The sequence below is a fragment of the Sediminibacterium sp. genome (assembly GCF_051860225.1).
Lineage (GTDB): Bacteria > Bacteroidota > Bacteroidia > Chitinophagales > Chitinophagaceae > Sediminibacterium.
On sequence record NZ_JBHYEI010000001.1, the window covers coordinates 1292482 to 1310760 of the forward strand.

13 protein-coding genes are annotated in these 18279 nt (G+C 37.2%); 7 read left to right on the forward strand and 6 right to left on the reverse strand.

All coding sequences use genetic code 11. The annotated features are described in order from the left end of the window. Nucleotides 1–15: 15 nt before the first annotated feature. Both ACTIEI_RS05560 and purD read right to left on the reverse strand, forming a co-directional pair. Nucleotides 16–1041: a rod shape-determining protein gene (locus ACTIEI_RS05560; protein WP_295187827.1), complete on the reverse strand. Its 1026-nt coding sequence runs from the start codon at nt 1039–1041 to the stop codon at nt 16–18. 62 nt (nt 1042–1103) lie between these two features. Next, nucleotides 1104–2390 carry a phosphoribosylamine--glycine ligase gene (gene purD, locus ACTIEI_RS05565; protein WP_439505294.1) on the reverse strand — a complete coding sequence of 429 codons (1287 nt, stop codon included), beginning with the start codon at nt 2388–2390 and terminating at the stop codon, nt 1104–1106. Between the two features lie 79 nt (nt 2391–2469). On the opposite strand from purD, the gene ACTIEI_RS05570 reads away from it, so the two are divergent. The 6 genes from ACTIEI_RS05570 (at nt 2470) to ACTIEI_RS05595 (ending at nt 10870) form a co-directional block, all read left to right on the forward strand. Continuing rightward, a complete protein-coding gene (locus ACTIEI_RS05570) occupies nt 2470–3969 on the forward strand; it encodes a peptide MFS transporter (protein ID WP_439505295.1) in 1500 nt (499 codons plus the stop codon). Nucleotides 3970–3985: 16 nt separating this feature from the next. Further along, the gene (locus tag ACTIEI_RS05575; protein WP_439505296.1) at nt 3986–6031 is read left to right on the forward strand and encodes an OPT family oligopeptide transporter; all 2046 of its coding nucleotides are present in this window, start codon (nt 3986–3988) and stop codon (nt 6029–6031) included. Between the two features lie 55 nt (nt 6032–6086). Next, complete coding sequence (locus ACTIEI_RS05580; protein ID WP_439505297.1) at nt 6087–7850, forward strand: DUF1800 domain-containing protein; 1764 nt, start codon at nt 6087–6089, stop codon at nt 7848–7850. Between the two features lies 1 nt (nt 7851). Then, nucleotides 7852–9111, forward strand: coding sequence for a DUF1501 domain-containing protein (locus ACTIEI_RS05585; protein ID WP_439505298.1), 1260 nt, complete (start codon nt 7852–7854; stop codon nt 9109–9111). A gap of 200 nt (nt 9112–9311) precedes the next feature. Next, a complete protein-coding gene (locus ACTIEI_RS05590; protein ID WP_439505299.1) occupies nt 9312–10070 on the forward strand; it encodes a type IV toxin-antitoxin system AbiEi family antitoxin domain-containing protein in 759 nt (252 codons plus the stop codon). Next, nucleotides 10067–10870 carry a nucleotidyl transferase AbiEii/AbiGii toxin family protein gene (locus ACTIEI_RS05595; RefSeq protein ID WP_439505300.1) on the forward strand — a complete coding sequence of 268 codons (804 nt, stop codon included), beginning with the start codon at nt 10067–10069 and terminating at the stop codon, nt 10868–10870. The genes ACTIEI_RS05590 and ACTIEI_RS05595 overlap by 4 nt, the downstream gene beginning before the upstream one ends. A gap of 560 nt (nt 10871–11430) precedes the next feature. Here the strand turns inward: ACTIEI_RS05595 and ACTIEI_RS05600 are convergent. Further along, nucleotides 11431–11988: a hypothetical protein gene (locus tag ACTIEI_RS05600; protein ID WP_439505301.1), complete on the reverse strand. Its 558-nt coding sequence runs from the start codon at nt 11986–11988 to the stop codon at nt 11431–11433. A 939-nt stretch (nt 11989–12927) separates the two neighbouring features. On the opposite strand from ACTIEI_RS05600, the gene ACTIEI_RS05605 reads away from it, so the two are divergent. Then, complete coding sequence (locus ACTIEI_RS05605) at nt 12928–13620, forward strand: hypothetical protein (protein ID WP_439505302.1); 693 nt, start codon at nt 12928–12930, stop codon at nt 13618–13620. A gap of 35 nt (nt 13621–13655) precedes the next feature. Here ACTIEI_RS05605 and ACTIEI_RS05610 read toward each other — a convergent pair whose 3' ends face one another. The 3 genes from ACTIEI_RS05610 to ACTIEI_RS05620 all read right to left on the reverse strand — a co-directional run bounded on the left by ACTIEI_RS05610 (nt 13656) and on the right by ACTIEI_RS05620 (nt 18116). Further along, nucleotides 13656–15203, reverse strand: coding sequence for a serine hydrolase domain-containing protein (locus ACTIEI_RS05610; protein WP_439505303.1), 1548 nt, complete (start codon nt 15201–15203; stop codon nt 13656–13658). A 9-nt stretch (nt 15204–15212) separates the two neighbouring features. After that, on the reverse strand, nt 15213–17216 hold the full coding sequence (locus ACTIEI_RS05615; protein ID WP_439505304.1) for an alpha-ketoacid dehydrogenase subunit alpha/beta: 2004 nt from the start codon (nt 17214–17216) through the stop codon (nt 15213–15215). A 132-nt stretch (nt 17217–17348) separates the two neighbouring features. Beyond that, the gene (locus ACTIEI_RS05620; RefSeq protein ID WP_439505305.1) at nt 17349–18116 is read right to left on the reverse strand and encodes a Bax inhibitor-1/YccA family protein; all 768 of its coding nucleotides are present in this window, start codon (nt 18114–18116) and stop codon (nt 17349–17351) included. Between the last annotated feature and the right edge of the window lie 163 nt (nt 18117–18279).

An 18279-nucleotide genomic window follows, 5' to 3' on the forward strand; every position in this document is an offset into this window, starting at 1 on the left:
AGCCGATTAGCTGTTCTATCTCATGATAAATGGAAAACGCTGATAGTTTTTTAATGCAAGCCCAGTGCCGCGAACCACACTTTTCAGCGGGTCGTCTGCAACATGAACAGGCAATTTAATTTTGGCACTTAAACGCTTGTCTAATCCGCGTAAAAGAGCTCCGCCACCAGTCAGGTATAATCCCCTACGGTAAATATCTGCAGCCAATTCTGGAGGTGTTGTTTCTAATGCTTTTAAAATAGCTTCTTCTATTTTGAAAATGCTTTTATCTAGTGCTTCAGCAATTTCTTGATAGCTTACCATGATTTGTTTTGGAATACCCGTAACCAAGTCACGACCATTTACAGGCATGTCTTCTGGAGGATTATCCAAGTCTTTCATTGCAGCACCTACATTAATTTTAATTTGTTCTGCAGTACGCTCTCCAATTAATAAACTATGGTATCTTCTTAATGCTTCCATAATGTCTGCAGTAAATTCATCACCTGCAATACGAATACTTTGATCACAAACAATACCAGCTAATGCAATAACAGTGATACCGGTAGTTCCACCACCAATATCAATAATCATATTTCCTACAGGCTCTTCAACATCAATACCAATACCTAGTGCAGCTGCCATAGGTTCGTGAATCATGTATACTTCTTTCGCACCTGCTTGTTCGGCACTATCTCTTACCGCACGTTTTTCTACTTCTGTAATAGAAGAAGGAATACAAATCACCATTCTCCAACTTGGAGGAAACAGTGGCTTCTTGGGGTAAATCATTTTCATTAACTCACGAATCATTAATTCGGCAGCGTTAAAGTCGGCAATAACTCCGTCTTTTAAAGGTCTGATCGTTCTGATACTTTCATGTGTTTTCTCGTGCATCATCAGCGCCTTCTTGCCTACAGCCAACACTTCTTTCATATTGTTGCGATTTAATGCAACAATTGAAGGTTCGTTTACGACAACATCATCGTTATGAATAATCAGGGTATTGGCAGTACCCAAATCCATGGCTATTTCCTGAGTAAAAAAATTAAATAATCCCATTGTATGGTTAAGTTCTTGTGTTGTTAAAGCAATTGTTGCAAAGGTGCTTGAAATTAGTGGAATTAACAAGGGAATTCAAACCCAATATCCTTTCTAAAATACATGCCCTCAAAGGAAATTTGCTGCAAGGACGTTTTGGAACGATCAACGGCTTCTGCAATATTTGTCCCGTATGAAGTTACTGCCAAAACCCTGCCACCATTTGTTAAAACCCCATTTTCTGAAGAAATGGTTCCCGCATGAAAAATCAGGGTATCCTTTGATACTGCATCTTTTGCAGGTAATTCAATGATTTTACCTTTTTCATAATTGCCAGGATATCCACCGCTCACTGCCATAATGGTAGCTGCACTGCGTTCATCAAAACTGATATTGGCATCTTCTAAGGTTCCATTATCCATAGCTGCAAACAAAGCAACCAAGTCTGTTTTCAACCGCGGCAAAACAACTTCGGTTTCGGGATCGCCTAAGCGGCAGTTATACTCAATCACATAAGGCTCTCCGCCCATATTCATTAAACCAAAAAAGATGAATCCATGGTATTCTAGACCTTCTTTTGCGAGACCTTCTACTGTTGGGCGTATAATTTTTTCTTCCGTTTTTTGCATGAAATCCGCATCCATAAAGGGAACTGGGCTAACACAACCCATGCCGCCCGTATTTAAGCCGGTATCGCCTTCGCCAATGCGTTTATAATCTTTGGCATGGCCAATAATATGATAAGCCGACCCATTGGTCAGGGCAAAAACACTTACTTCAATGCCTTGTAAAAAAGCTTCAATGACTACTTTTTCACTAGCAGCACCAAATTGTTTGCCTAGAATCATTTCATCAAAACAGGTTAAGGCTTCTTCTGTAGTGGTAGCAATCACCACCCCTTTACCAGCCGCTAGTCCATCGGCTTTTAATACAATGGGTAAAGTATGTTCCTGAATATATTTTCTACCCGCTTCAATAGAATCAGCGGTGAATTCAGCATAAGCAGCAGTAGGAATACCATGCCTTTGCATGAATTTTTTACTAAATGCTTTGCTACCCTCTAATTGGGCGGCTGCTTTAGAAGGACCTACTACAATTACATGATTTAAGGAAGGGTCTTCCTGAAAAAAATCATAAATTCCTTTTACCAAAGGTTCTTCAGGACCAACTACCAACATATCTATCTGGTAATTCATGCAAGCATCACTAATGGCATCAAAATCGGTCACTGAAATAGCCAGATTGGTCCCAAATTCAGCAGTACCAGCATTTCCAGGGGCAATAAATAACTGATCACAATGATGACTTTGCGTCATTTTCCAAGCTAATGCGTGTTCACGGCCACCGCTGCCTAATAGTAGAATATTCATGAAAGCTAAATTGGTTGCGAAAATAACCCATCAGTTTCACTTTTATCACTATTTTGGGGCATTAACGAAAATGTTTGCTATGACAGATAAAACAAAATCGATTGCACATCCAAAAGGACTGTATGTATTGTTTGCAACCGAAATGTGGGAGCGCTTCAACTATTATGGCATGAGAGCCATCTTGGTCTTGTTCATGACCAAGGCATTGATGTTCGACAAAGTATTTGCCTCTAATTTATATGGAAGTTATACAGGCTTAATTTATTTGACCCCATTGGTGGGTGGATATGTGGCCGACAGATATTGGGGCAATAAGCGGTCTATTTTAGCAGGGGGTATATTAATGGCCATCGGAGAATTCATTTTGTTTTTTTGTGGAATGTTGTATGAATCTAACCCCGATGCATCATCTTGGTTGTTCTTTTCTGGCTTGGGTTTCATGATTGCAGGGAATGGATTTTTCAAACCAAATATCTCTTCATTAGTAGGACAATTATATAGAAAAGGAGATACCCGAACCGATTCAGCTTATACCATATTTTATATGGGAATTAATGTGGGAGGGGCTTTGGGGCCATTTGTTTGTGGCTTGGTAGGCGATACCGGCAATCCTGCCGATTTTAAATGGGCATTTTTGGCCGGGGGGATTGGAATGCTCTTGGGAGTAGCCACCCTAAAATTATTGCACAACAAATATGTGTTAGACCCAGAAGGAAAAACGCTGGGACTTACACCAGATAATGCCCCCAAGCAATTTTTGAAACCACTCTTTATGGTGGGATCATTGCTAGCGTTTTCAATTTTGACCATCGGATTAATTTATGCAGACGTTAAAATATTTAGCTATTTATTTTATCTGTTGATTGCAAGTATTTTATTGATAGCATTCATTGTGTTCTCCGATAAAAGTTTGAGCAGTTTAGAGAAGAAAAAAGTGGCAGTAATTTTTACCGTTTCTTTCTTTGTCATTTTCTTTTGGAGTGCATTTGAACAAGCAGGTGCATCCCTCACATTTTTTGCAGAAGAGCAAACCAATAGAGACTTAGGGTTCTATGTAGTACCCGCCAGTTTCTTTCAATCATTAAATTCCACATTCGTTGTAATACTTGCACCCATTTTTGCTTTTCTGTGGTTAAAAATGGGCAAGCGCGAACCATCATCCCCTACCAAAATGGCCATGGGTTTATTCTTATTGGCATTGGGTTATTTATGGATTGCATTTGGCGTAAAAGACGTGCAACCAGGTGTTAAAGTAAGTATGATCTGGTTAACCGGAATGTACTTTATGCATACCAGTGGAGAATTGTGTTTATCGCCCATTGGCCTTTCATTGGTGAATAAATTAGCGCCAGTAAAATTTGCCTCCTTATTAATGGCTGTATGGTTTACTGCCAATGCATTCGCGAATAAATTAGCAGGCGTTTTAAGTGCCTTGTATCCTGATGGAAAAACGACTTATGTAATGGGCTTTGCTATTACCAATTTGAATGAGTACTTCATGATGTTTGTGGTAATGGCAGGAACAGCATCCATTATCTTATTTATATTAGCGAGCAAGTTGAAGAAAATGATGGATTAATCTTTAAATAACTTTTATGTCTCAACCAACTAAGCAATTCAAACCCTTTGTGGCTCCGGAATCTACCATGGCTGAACTAACCGTCAAGTCTATATTAGTCGGAAGTTTATTTGGGGTAATATTTGGCGCAGCCACGGTATACCTTGCATTAAAAGCAGGCTTAACGGTTTCTGCATCCATACCTATTGCGGTGATTGCTATTACCTTGGGACGTAAGTTTTTAAAGACGACTATTCTGGAGAATAATATCATACAAACCACAGGATCTGCGGGCGAAAGTATTGCAGCAGGGGTGGCATTTACCTTGCCAGGATTTTTATTTTTATCTTCTCCAGACAGCGCAGAATATTTCAATTATTTAACCATATTAATATTGGCAATTGTAGGAGGTTTGTTGGGCACATTATTAATGGTGCCATTGCGCAAAGCCTTAATTGTAAACGAACACGATAATCTGCCTTATCCAGAAGGAACTGCATGTGGAGATGTATTAAAAGCAGGAGAGAAGGGAGGAGATTTTGCAAAGACAGCATTCTGGGGATTAGGAGTTGCATTCGTTTATGCACTCTTGCAAAAAGTATTGCACGTAATTGCAGAAACACCTTATTATGCCACACAACAAATCAATAAATTTTTTCCATCCGCAAAAGTGAGTGGAGAAATCACCCCAGAATATTTAGGGGTAGGATATATTATTGGACCTAAAATTGGTGGCGTATTGGTAGCAGGAGGGGTGTTAAGTTGGTTGGTTTTTATTCCTTTATTTTCTTCCTTGGTACCACCCGATATGATTGCAGCACAATTAGTGAAACTAGGGTATTTGGCCGATGTAGCAGTGGCTGGCGGAAAAGGCGGTTGGGATCCCGTAGCACATACTTTTAAAGATTTTTCTTCTGCAGTGTATTATGCTTATATCAGACAAATTGGAGCAGGAACAGTTGCCGCAGGAGGTATTATTACATTAATTAAAACAGTACCAACGATTGTTAAGTCTGTTAAAGGATCAGTTGCATCTTTAAAAGCTGAGAGCGGAGAAAATGCAGGCACTGTGTTAAGAACAGAAAAAGACTTGAGTTTAAAAGTAGTTGGCTTAGGAACATTAGGCCTTATTCTTTTGATTACTTTATTGCCTCAAGTGCCCGGAGACAGTGTGTTGCAGAAATTATTAATTGGAATTTTAGTCATCCTATTTGGTGCTTTATTCGTAACCGTTTCTTCTAGAATTGTAGGCTTAATTGGATCATCCAATAACCCCATCAGTGGTATGACCATTGCAACCGTAATGGGAACCAGCTTGATTTTTTTAAGCATGGGATGGACAGGTCAAAGTTATGAGCCATTGGTATTGGTAGTGGGTGGAATGATCTGTATAGCCGCAGCCAATGCGGGTGCTACTTCACAAGATTTAAAAAGTGGATACATTGTAGGAGCCACACCACGCAATCAACAGATTGCATTATTTGTGGGAGCCATTGTATCTTCTTTGGTAATTGGATTAACCGTGAAGTTCTTAGACAAACCTAGTTCAGAAATGTTGAGCCAAGGAATCAATCATGCCATTGGCACAGAAAAATATCCAGCACCACAAGCCACTTTAATGGCCACGCTGATCAAAGGAATTCTTTCACAGAACCTTGATTGGCAATATGTTTTTGCAGGGGTGTTCTTAGCGATTACAATGGAGCTCTGCGGTATTAAGTCATTAAGTTTTGCGGTGGGAGCATACCTGCCGTTGGCTACCACTTTGCCTATCTTTTTAGGCGGTGCAATTAGAGGGATTGTAGAAAGCAAACAGAAAAAAGCCAATCAACAACTCAGTGCCGAAGAAGAGGAATTGGGCAAGGGCAATTTATTTGCAACCGGATTGGTAGCAGGTGGTGCAGTAGCAGGGGTAATCATTGCATTTGTGTCTGGCTCCGAATCTGGCGAGAAATTCTTGGCTGCAATTAGCCAAGAAGAAGGCTTGGTTCATTTGCTATCTGAAAATGGTTATTTCTTATTGGGTACTTTGTTTTTTGCATTGATGGCTGGCATCCTTTATAAAGTGGCCACCAAAAAATAACTTTTCACTGGTTAAACCTTTGGTTCGTTTAGCTATCTTACTGCAAATTCAGTACATGAAATTTGTAAAGGGCATTCTATTTTGCTTAGCCATCATAGCCACTTTCGGATTTAGCTCATTGGTAGATGATTCAATTCCGTATAAAAAATATGGATATACACAGGCGCAGGCTGCTGCACGATTGTTAGACCGATTCAGTTTTGGTGCCAAACCAGGACAGGTAGAAGCAGTGGTGAGTATGGGGTTAGAAAATTGGTTGGAGCAACAATTCACAGCCAATCTACCCAATGAAGCATTAAACAAAAGACTAGCTGCATTTAAATCTTTATCGTTGACGAATGATACGATTGTAAATACTTATTTAAATGCTGGTCAGGTTATTCGATTGGCAACTAGAAAAGGCATCATTAATCGAGATTCAATTAAGGGTGATCAAAAAGAATACAGGGAACAGGTTCGTGTAATTATGGAGCAAGAAGGGTACAAGCCCATACAAGAATTGCACCGCGAATTAGTGAATCAAAAAGTATTAAGTGCTGCTTATAGTAATAATCAATTGCAAGAAGTACTCACCGATTTTTGGTTCAATCATTTTAATGTTTCCGTTACCAAGAATCAATGCCAGCAATATGTGTATACTTATGAGCGAGATGCCATCCGTCCGAATGTAATGGGACGATTCAAGGATTTGTTATTGGCTACTGCACAGCATCCAGCCATGTTAGAATATTTAGATAATGCCAGCAGTGTAAGCATCAAAAATCAGCCAAGGGCAAATATGGCAGCGCCAAGAAATGCAAGAGGCTTGAATGAAAACTATGCACGAGAGGTGATGGAATTGCATACACTGGGCGTAGATGGTGGATACACGCAGGCTGATGTAACAACAGTTGCCAAAGCTTTAACGGGATGGACAGTGATGCCCTTGGCAAAAGATGCACCGGCAAGAAATCTATTGGAGCGATTGAATCCAACGCAGTTAGAAAGAAGAGGGTTCGTAATGAAAGGCGATTTCTTATTCAGAGCAGATCAGCATGATAATGAAGCTAAAACAATTTTAAATAAAAATTTTCCTGCCAACGGTGGATACCAAGAAGGGATTGATGTTTTGACCATGTTAGCAGAACATCCTTCAACCGCTAAATTTATTTGCACCAAGTTGGCTACCAGATTTGTGAGTGATACGCCTTCTGCATCATTGATTAAAAATATGGTTAAAACATTCCAATCAACCGATGGAGATATCAAAGCAGTTTTGCGCACCATGGTGTATGATCCCGCATTTTGGAAAAAATCGGTTTCGCATGAAAAAATAAAATCGCCATTTGAAATGGTGATCAGCGCTGTTAGAGCAACCAATGCACAAGTGATACAACCCTTTCAATTATTTAATTGGTGCACCAAAATGGGGCAACGATTCTATTATTACCAAGCCCCAACGGGTTTCCCTGATAGAGCTTCAAATTGGATAAACACAGGCGCACTCTTGAATCGAATGAATTTTGGGTTGGCATTTGCTTCACAAAAAATTCCAGGAGTCAGAATGGATTTAGCTGCATTAAATAATTATCATGAACCTGAAAGTGCGATTGATGCGTTGACGGTTTACAGCAATATTTTATTACCCCAACGTGATCATGCCGCCAATATTAAACGATTGATTCCCTTGGTGAATGACGAAGCAGTAGAAGAAAAAATTAGTAAAGCTGCAACAGTAGATAAAACTGCTGAACAAATGACATTAGATAAGGGAACAAAAAATATGTTGTCGCAAGTAGTAGGTATCATTATTGGCTCACCCGAATTTCAAAGAAAATAATATGAGTAGTAGAAGAGCATTTATGCGATCAGGTGCTATGGCACTATTTGCAACTGGCATTGCTGGTGGTATACCTGCATTTATCACTCGAGCGGCTGCTGCAGGAATGCCCCCTGCTCCCTACAAAAAAAATAAAGTATTGGTATGCATATTCCAAAGAGGAGCCATGGATGGATTGATGGCTGTTACGCCATTTACCGATATGGAATTAAAAAAGGCACGCCCCACTTTGTTTATGGACCCTACCAATGGTGCGGGTAAATTAGTTGATTTAGATGGGCAGTTTGGATTGCATCCGAGCTTTGCTTCCTTGCAACCATTCTTTGCAGACAAAAGATTAGCCATTGCACATGGAGTAGGCAGTCCGAATAATACCCGTAGTCATTTTGATGCACAGGATTATATGGAATCGGGTACCCCTTTTAGCAAGAGCACTTCCAGTGGTTGGTTAAACAGGGCTGTAGGTTTAATGGGGCATGATGCCAGTCCATTTAGGGCAGTGAGCATTACAGGTGCATTGCCTAGAAGTTTATATGGAAGCCAAGAAGCATTGGCCATTAGTAACTTAGCAGACTTTGCCCTTCAAACCAAGGGAAACCCAATGGCCGCTAATTTAACAGCAGGTTCATTTGAAGAATTGTATGAGCAAACCAGTAATCGTTTATTGAATAGAGCAGGCAAAGAAAGTTTTGAAGCATTAAAAATGTTGAATGTAAATGATATCAAAAATTATCAACCCGTAGCGGGCGTAGTATACCCCAACAGTCCACTCGGTAATTCATTAAAACAAATTGCCGTACTCATCAAAATGAACATAGGATTGGAAGTGGCATTTGCAGAGAGTGGGGGATGGGACACGCATTTTAATCAAGGCACCCTCAACGGTGTATTCGCTCGCAACGTGCGAGACTTTAGTGATAGCATTGCAGCGTTTTGGAATGATATGGGCGCTTATCAAGACGATGTAACGGTTATGACCATGACCGAATTTGGAAGAACCGTTGCTCAAAACGGAACAGGGGGCACCGATCATGGAAGAGCCAGTTGTTCCTTTATTTTAGGCAATGATGTGCAAGGTGGAAAAGTCTATCAGCAAATAGGTTCATTGGCTAAAGATCAATTAGAAGACCAACGCGACCTACCCGTTACAACCGATTTTAGATCGGTATTTAGCGGAGTAGCCAATAAACATTTAAACATCAACAACAACGATATATTATTTCCGAAATGGGAGGGGAAGGTGTTGGAGATAATTCGTTAAGATTTAATGATGTTTTGTATTCAATTAGTCAGTTTTTAACTGACAGATTACCTATGAAAAATCATTTTTTGTAATTTTAATAAATAATTATTTATCTTTCATATTCTATTTATCAGCTTTAACCTGATAATATTACTATGAAAAATAAATATATTTCAACGAAATCAAACAAGCTGCTATCCTATTTTCATGAACAGCATATGAATTGTTTTGACTATTCTTTGGTAAGCAAAGCCTTGCCTGATTCTAAAGCAAGTGCAGTTAGAGAATTACTCAGTGATATGACAAAGAGAGGTTTATTGATGCGATTGAAAGAAGGTGTTTATTACATCATACCCTATGAACAAAATGCAGAAACCTTTATGCCCGACTGGCATTTGGTTGCAGAACATTTGGTGAATGATGCCAAACATTATATAAGCTATTATTCTGCTTTGCAAATACATAACCTCATTACGCAGCCATCAATGAAAGAACAAATCGTTGTTTCAAAACAAATCCGGCCTTCAGAAATAAAAATTAAGGAAGTCCCTTTTCAATTTATCTATCATAACGAGAAACATTTTTTTGGTTCAAAGAAAATATGGATTGACAGCTTTAATAAAGTCATGTGTTCCGACTTAGAAAAAACTTTTATTGATTGCTTATTCAAACCTGATTATGCTGGTGGCATAGTTGAAGTGGCGAGAGCGATATACACTTCTAAAGACAAAATAAAATACGATACACTGCTTGATTATACTAAGAAATTCGATTCTCAAGCAGTAATAAAACGTTTGGGCTTTATTTTAGAAATATTAGAAGTCAATACCAAAATTGTTGAGGAACTACAACAAATGAAAACCGCTTCGTATGTGGTGCTTGACACCGAATTGCCAAAAACAGGAAAGCGAATTAGCCGTTGGAGTATTCAACAGAATTTGGAAACGGAAACCATTAAATCTGCCATTTACACATGATTAAACCCGGAGAAATACAGCATAAAGCTAATGCAGTTGGAGTTCGTGACCAACAGATTGAAAAGGATTATATCCTTTCATGGATTCTGTTTGGTATTTCTAAACATGTGCAACTTTCAAAGACAATTATTTTTAAAGGGGGAACAGTTTTAAAGAAAGTTTATTTTGAAGACTATCGATTTTCGGAGGACTTAGATTTCACATTGCTGAATGCAGAAATACCTAACGAGCAAATTTTCACATGGTTCAGAGAAGTATTTGAATTCATAAAAGAAGAGGCCAATATTCCGCTTGAAATAATTGACAATAATGAACATGTAGATGGGGGCATTAATTTTTACATCAGCTACATTGGTCCGCTTGGCGGACAAGGAAACAACAAAAAAGTAAAAGTTGATATTTCACGCAGAGAACAACTAGTTTTTGAACCTGTGATGAATGATGTATTTATTGGCTATTCTGATTTGGACGAACACCAACTTTTATGTTATCCATTAGAAGAAATATTGGTTGAAAAAATGCGTTCAGTAATGCAGCGAATGCAGGCAAGAGATTTCTACGACATCTGGTATTTACTGGAAGAGCATAAAATGGATGTAGCTTTTTATGTTAGTGAATTTGAAGCCAAATGCAAAAGCAAAGATTTAATATATACCGATTTTCCTAAAAAGTTGGATGAACGATTGCCACAATACAAAGGAAGATGGAAAAGCTCCATGAGCGAACAAATAAAAGACTTGCCCGACTTTGACCAAGTGGAAAGAGAAGTGGTGCGACACCTTAAAAAATTGAAGTTTTAGAAATTGTAAACTTCCAATTTTATTAAGCTTTGAACAGATTATTTTTGAAGTGGGGAGGGAAAGGTGTTGGAGATTGTACGATAGTAATCTATCCATTCGGGAGGAATAAATTGTATTATTCTTTTGTTGGTTCTACGTTTACAGGAACATCTCTAATTGCAAAATCAAAGCCTCGACGTAAAAACTTACGGTATGCTATTGAATATTCTTTTTGAAATTGTTCTCTTGTAAGTAGTTGGTAGTTTCCTTAATTTTCTTTTTTGAAAGAGGGTTTAAACTGAAAAAATTTTAAGTTAAATAAAAAAAAATTCAAGCGTCCCGTGTCTTGAAGATTTATTTGATAAAAATATCTCGTTTTCCATGAAGGGTTTACTCGTAATTCTTTATAATCAGGTACTTTTAAGTAAGTACGCCTCTTTCGCTGCTTATTAAGCTAAAATTTAATTTAATTGTATTTGTAGTTTTAGAAAAAGTTAATCGTATTAAATCTTTATTATTTACTAATTCAACGCTATCATATTTTAATACACACAAAAAAAATGTTGGTATATTAATATCTTCTATTTAATGGTTCTATTTTTTCTTACATATTTTACTTCTTCTCGGGTTGGTTTTTCATCAACATTCAAAGGCACATTGTCAAACACTTTTCTAAATCCTCGTCTTTTAAAAACGGAATATGCTCGTTCATACTTACTGGCAAATTCTGCTTCTGTGAGTAATGGCACAGGCAAACTATTTTGTAGTTTATACATAGTACTATCGCTACTGGTTATGTCTAACCAAAGTGTTGTATTTCTTTTTATTGAAAATTGGGCTGGTTGTATTGTGCTATCGAAACGGGGTTTGCTTATTTCAAGCATATTTTTTCCGTAAAAAAAATATGTAAATAAAGTACCTGAATCTTTAGAACTTAGCAGATAAAAAGACCTGTTTCTACGTTTCTTACCTGACATAAACGAATATATATTATAGCCAGGAACTTTAACATGTAGGTTGGCATGAGCTGCTTCACCAGTTCTATGTTTATGATAATATAAAATTAATTTGATGTTTTGAGATTTACAAACGTTAATAGTAAAAAAAGTCATTACAGTTAACAATAATTTGTTTTTCATGTGTAATCTTTTTTAGTTGATATTCCAATAAGCATTACAAAAAATAGGCTACAAATAATTTTTATGCTTCTAGGGTATAAACTTTTGGACGTTTAACAAATTGTTGTTTTTTATTAGATTGCGTAAAAAAGATTTTCATGAATTAGGCCTTTAACAACTCAATTTAAATTGAGTTAAAATAGATGAGACTCTTAATTGGATTGGTTTTAATCACCACTGTGTTTTCACGGTATTTTTTGTAGTTGTAATTTTCTATTTAAATAAAGACTAGTATTGGTTACAATTAGGCATGAAATTTTATCTCTTTATCTTGAAGTTGGGGCTTCTCGTTCCGTTTAACGCTAGCAGTCAAAAAGACTCAGTGCCATTGACTAATTTTTTAAATTATTTCGTCAAAGATTATCTACCTATTCAAAACGTCATAAAAATTAATAATAAAGTTAAGAGTAATACCTTCAGTAAGAAATTGATTTTTCAAATTACTTTAATGATAGTTTATTAGTAGACATAGAACTGCTTTATCATTATGATTCTTTACAAGCGAATAGTTATAAATATTTTGGTGTAAAATATCCTAAATACAGTTTTTTATACAATGAGGGTAAAATTTCAGAAATTCCAGATTCTATCTTAGAAGTACGAAATATGTATAATAATTTATATCTTGACTACTTTAAAAAAAAGGTTCAAATTTCAACAAGAATGGTGGAAATTTCAAAGCCGTATTTCTTTGATAATTTCAAAAAATGTGTTGTTATTACATACAAGCATCTAAATGATTTTAGAGGGGCTGAATTGCTTTTTTTTAAGGTGAGTGGTTTAAGATGGGAACTAAAAGCTAAAGTTGATCCTAATGTAAATATTGAATATTGATTATGAAATTAAATATAATCTTCTCCCCTTGATTTGATATACAGTATATACTACAATTTAATATTTATGCGAAATGTGATTGTCTTGGTCTTTCTTTTAAAAACCTCTGTGTGTATTGCCCAAAGAGATTCTGTTGAAATGTCTAATTTTTTGAACTTCTTTGTGAAAGAATACTTAGCAACTCAAGGAGTATCCAAAATAAATAATAGAGTACGGCCACAAACTTTTAGCAAGACCAATCTTTCTTACACGAATTGGTATTCAATTGTATTAAAAAATGATAAATCAATTTTTAATCAAGAGCATTTTAAGAAAGATTTTTTTACACGACTATATGCAAATGCTATTGAATTAAATTTTGAAAAATATATTTCCGATACTTTTTTGGTTGATATTGATTGCTTTTATGCATATGATTCATTGCATGTTCAATATTTGAACGCGATAAAAAAAATATTTCCAAATTATCAATTACTAATAAATCAAAATAGACTGAATGAAATTCCAGATTCAGTTTTAAAAATTTCCAAGGAGTATGAAAAGCTGAGTAATGATTTTTTTAACAAAAGACGTGAATTAGCTAAAAGTATGATTGAAATAACTACCCCATATTTTTTTGAGGATTATAATAAATGTGTAATTGTGAGTTATATCCACAATTATAGCCGACAAAATTCTAAACTATTTTATTTTAAAAAAGAGCAGGGTAAGTGGAAGTTACAAAAACTCTTATTCCCAGATTTTAACATCGACTATTAATCCGCTTCTTACATAATATTGAATCAAACTTTTTCTCACTTCACCACACTCAAACGATACTCCTGAATCAATGCAGGATTCTCTGGTGTTAGCGTGAAGAAGATTTTCAGTTTTCCTTTTTCTCCATTGATGATGAATGATCCACGCAGTTGATTCTCTGGTATCAGTTCTTCAATCGTCATAACCTTTCCAATGGTTTGAAAAGCAGCAGTGGCTTGCTTCACCAAGGAGTCTGTATAGTAGTCGTCAAAAAAGTTTTCTGCAAATATGTCCGATTGTTTCGCGTCAGTAAAATTCGGTAACAACTTTATTAATTCATTTTTACGTTGATTCAAAATAGTGGAGACTGGTAATTGCATGGGCTTTAAACCTGCGAGCTTGATTACACTATCCAATACTTTTAAATTAATAGATGTAGTGGGCGCATAAGTTACGTTAGCCAACAACACTACGCCAATGCCATATTCAGGCATGATGCGCCAATTGCTTCCGAAGCCAGGTAATCCGCCACTATGTCCAACAAATATTTTGTTATTACAGTCTCTAAAAATATTCAGTCCATATCCATAGGCTGAAACTGCAGGGCATGCTATACCGTTGCCATAATTGAAATAAGGATTCATAGAAGCATAGCGCCAAGGCTGGTGCATTTCGCGGACACTGCTTCTATTAATGATAATGTTTTCTGCGTCATTTCTTGCGGGCCATGCTTGTTGGTGCAATGCCATGTACTTACTGAACGATTCAACGGAGGTGATTAATCCCCCCATTGCCCCATAAATACCGTCGGGTAATAGTGCTTCTTCTTTAAAAGAATCATTTATATAACGATAGCCTTTGGCCAATTGGTCAGTAGGAACTTTGCGATAGTCCCAGGCTGCTTGCATGCCTAGTCTTTTAAAAAAATGTTGGTTGATGTATTCACTATAAGGAATGCCAGTTACTTTTTTAATGATTAAACCCAATGTGGCAAATCCTACATTGCTGTATTCGTATTCGGTACCATTTGCATTCGAAAAACTCAATTGCTTTTTAAACAAGGCAATTAATTCTTCTTCTGTATCGGCCAATTGTCTGTCTCCCCATGGGTTGTCTTCGGGTAATCCACTAGAATGCGTGAGCAATTCTCTAATGGTAATAGGGGCAGCATCTTTGGTGAGTGCCTGGTTTTTTAATTCAGGAATATAGTTGGAAACAGGATCGTCTAATTTTAATTTTCCTTCGTCTCTTAATTTAATGATGGCCATGGCTGTAACGCTTTTGCTCATTGAAGCAATGCGATACATAGTTCTTGTATTGGCTTTGGTTTGATTAGCGATGTTGCTATATCCTTCACTCCCAGTCACAATCAATTCTCCGTCTAAAACTACGCCAAATGAAAAGCTGGGAAAATGATTCGCTTTTGCATAATTGCTGTACATGGACTGAATCACAGGGGCAATGGCTTTCACTTTTGCTGCTCTGTCCTTGTCTGCAAAAAAGGGTGTTTGGTATTGCTCATTCGGATTTTGTTGAGCGGTTGCAATTGTTACAATACAACAAGTGAATACGAATGCAGTAATTTTTTTTACCATTGATTGCATAAGAGGGAATTAATAATTGAGCAATTGTTGTACCTGTTGATCTAAGCGACTTTTGGCCATATAATTTTTTTCCAATTCAATATTAAATGGAATGGGCGTGTCTAATGAAGCACATCGTAACACAGGCGCATCCAATAATTCAAAACAATTTTCACTAATCCATGCACTGATTTCTCCACCGATGCCACCCATTAAATTGTCTTCGTGTAGTATCAATACTTTCCCAGTTTGTTCAACAGCTGCTTGAATGGCAGCATAGTCTAATGGAGCCAATGTTCTTAAATCAATAATATGTAGAGAGATTTCAGGATGCGCTTCTTGGTATTCTAATGCCCAATGTACACCAGCTCCATAAGTAATGATGCTGATATCGTCTCCTTTTTTTACTGTAATGGCTTTTCCTATGGCAACTTCATAATAAGCTTGTGGTAATTTTCCACTAATGCTTCTGTAGAGTGCTTTGTGTTCAAAAAACAACACAGGGTTGGGGTCGTTAATAGCAGCAATCATTAATCCCTTTGCATCATGTGGGTTAGATGGATACACTACTTTCAAACCAGGCACATGGGTAAACCAGGCTTCATTGCTTTGTGAATGAAATGGTCCTGCACCTACACCACCACCTGTTGGCATGCGTACAACCACATCGGCGTTTTGTCCCCAGCGATAATGAATCTTAGCTAAGTTATTGACGATTTGATTAAAGCCCACTGTAACGAAATCAGCAAACTGCATTTCCATCACGGTTTTAAATCCTTCCAAGCTCATACCCAAACAAGCACCTACTATTGCACTTTCGCAGAGAGGGGTATTGCGCACTCTATGCTTGCCAAATTTTTCTACAAAGCCTTCGGTGATTTTAAATGCGCCTCCGTATTCTGCAATGTCTTGCCCCATCAATACTAATTGCTCATGTTTTTCCATGCTCATATGTAGGCCTTCGGAAATCGCATCAATTAAACGGGCTTCTCTGGAAGGATTTGCGGCTGCTGCTTGATTACTGTCTATTTCAATAACGCCTGCTATTTGTTTTTTAGGTGCAAATACATCTGCTATTTCTTCTGCAGTATCTACTACCATTTCATCGGCATTAAATGCATCTGCTAATTCTGTTTCAATGTATAGTTTGAACTCATTTCTAATATCTGCAATTCCCATTTCGGTAATCACTTGTTCGTTAATCAGAAACTGCTCGTATTTTTTTACAGGATCTTTATGTCCCCATTCTTCAAATAATTCTTTGGGTACATATTTAGTGCCACTGGCTTCTTCATGTCCACGCATCCTAAATGTCATGCACTCAATAAAATAGGGCTTTTGGTTTTTAATGCAATATTCTCTTACACCTTTGATGGTATTGAAAACCGTTAAAATATTATTGCCATCAATGCGAATGCCTTCCATGCCATACCCCTTGGCTTTGTCTACCAATTGCTCGCATTTGTATTGTTCGTTTACGGGGGTACTTAAACCGTATCCATTGTTTTCAATAATAAAAATGACGGGTAAGTTCCAAACTGCAGCTACATTCAAGGCTTCATGAAAATCTCCTTCACTGGTTCCGCCATCACCCGAAAATGCTACAGAAGCTTTTGCTTCTTTTCTTAATGCATAAGCCAATGCAACGCCATCTGCAATGGCTAGTTGTGGGCCTAAATGAGAAATCATTCCGCAAATATGATAAGGTTTCGATCCAAAGTGAAAGCTACGCTCCCTCCCTTTACTATACCCATCTTTATTGCCCTGCCATTGTCTAAATAATTTATTTAAAGGCATTTGTCTGGAAGTGAACACACCTAAATTTCTGTGCAGCGGCATAATCCATTCATCGTTGGCCATCGCTAAAGTAGTACCCACTGCAATGGCTTCCTGCCCAATCCCACTAAACCATTTACTGATTTTTCCCTGACGCAAGAGCACCAACATCTTTTCTTCAATCATGCGGGGCAACAACAAATTGCGATAGAGATGAATTAATTCTTCGTTAGAAAATGGTTCGCGATTAAAATCCATGGCTTTAATACATTATTAGGCTATAAAGTTAACCCAAAATGAGGAGCTTCCCGAATCAAAAAAGACCGGAATTATTAAACAAAGAAAGCCCCGAATTACTTCGAGGCTTTCACTATAATTATCTTGTAAAGATTAATCTCTACTGCTCAATTTGCTTAATAATTTAAGCATTTCAATGTATAACCAAACAATGGTTACCATTAAACCAAAAGCGCCATACCATTCCATGAATTTGGGCGCACCTCTTTCAGCACCTTGCTCAATCATATCAAAGTCCATGATTAAGTTTAACGCTGCAATAGCTACTACAAATAAGCTAATGCCGATGCTTAATAAACTGCTGTCGTACATAAAGCTTACGTTCACGCCAAACATGCGCAATACCATTGTGATTAAGTAGAAAATACCAATACCTAATGTAGCCGTGAATACAATTGATTTAAAACGCTGAGTAGCATTGATAATTCTGAAATTATACAATAAGAACATGGCCAAAGCCACACCAAAAGTTAAGCCCACCGCTTGCATAACCAAACCAGGATAAGACTCAGCAAAAGCTGCGTTCATAATGGCAGAAATAGCACCAATGAATAAACCTTCTAACAATGCATATAACGGCGCCAAAACAGGAGCCCAGTTGGGTTTAAAGCTAATGGCTAAAGCAGAAATCAATCCCCCAATAATACCTACCCACATAAGGGTCATCATGGTATCTTGCTTTAGTTGTTCGTATAAATTCCAGTTGTATGCTGCACCTGCAATAAGCATCAGCATCATAAAACCAAATTTGTTGATAGCGCCTCTAACTGTCATAGTGCCCATATTGGCAGCAGCCATTTCGTGGCTCTTATCAAACATTTTCTCCGTAAGGGTAGGGTTACCCGATTTAAAAATTGCCATATTGAATTTTTTTCTGTTTCAAATCTAATATAAACAAATTTCATTCCAAGGGTTCTTAAAGCCCTTTAACAAGTTTTTGTTCAAGTTTTGGCTTAAAAAACAGCAATAAATGCATAAAAAGATGCCGAAAGGGCAGTGTTTATGCCCCCCAAAATTGGTAACT

Bases quoted from the DNA above. Each gene is read 5' to 3' on its own strand.
- ACTIEI_RS05575 (WP_439505296.1), top strand. From the start codon at position 3,986: ATGTCTCAACCAACTAAGCAATTCAAACCCTTTGTGGCTCCGGAATCT.
- ACTIEI_RS05605 (WP_439505302.1), top strand. From the start codon at position 12,928: ATGCGAAATGTGATTGTCTTGGTCTTTCTTTTAAAAACCTCTGTGTGT.
- ACTIEI_RS05580 (WP_439505297.1), top strand. From the start codon at position 6,087: ATGAAATTTGTAAAGGGCATTCTATTTTGCTTAGCCATCATAGCCACT.
- ACTIEI_RS05590 (WP_439505299.1), top strand. From the start codon at position 9,312: ATGAATTGTTTTGACTATTCTTTGGTAAGCAAAGCCTTGCCTGATTCT.
- ACTIEI_RS05560 (WP_295187827.1), bottom strand. From the start codon at position 1,041: ATGGGATTATTTAATTTTTTTACTCAGGAAATAGCCATGGATTTGGGT.
- ACTIEI_RS05600 (WP_439505301.1), bottom strand. From the start codon at position 11,988: ATGAAAAACAAATTATTGTTAACTGTAATGACTTTTTTTACTATTAAC.
- ACTIEI_RS05615 (WP_439505304.1), bottom strand. From the start codon at position 17,216: ATGGATTTTAATCGCGAACCATTTTCTAACGAAGAATTAATTCATCTC.
- purD (WP_439505294.1), bottom strand. From the start codon at position 2,390: ATGAATATTCTACTATTAGGCAGCGGTGGCCGTGAACACGCATTAGCT.
- ACTIEI_RS05595 (WP_439505300.1), top strand. From the start codon at position 10,067: ATGATTAAACCCGGAGAAATACAGCATAAAGCTAATGCAGTTGGAGTT.
- ACTIEI_RS05585 (WP_439505298.1), top strand. From the start codon at position 7,852: ATGAGTAGTAGAAGAGCATTTATGCGATCAGGTGCTATGGCACTATTT.
- ACTIEI_RS05570 (WP_439505295.1), top strand. From the start codon at position 2,470: ATGACAGATAAAACAAAATCGATTGCACATCCAAAAGGACTGTATGTA.
- ACTIEI_RS05610 (WP_439505303.1), bottom strand. From the start codon at position 15,203: ATGCAATCAATGGTAAAAAAAATTACTGCATTCGTATTCACTTGTTGT.
- ACTIEI_RS05620 (WP_439505305.1), bottom strand. From the start codon at position 18,116: ATGGCAATTTTTAAATCGGGTAACCCTACCCTTACGGAGAAAATGTTT.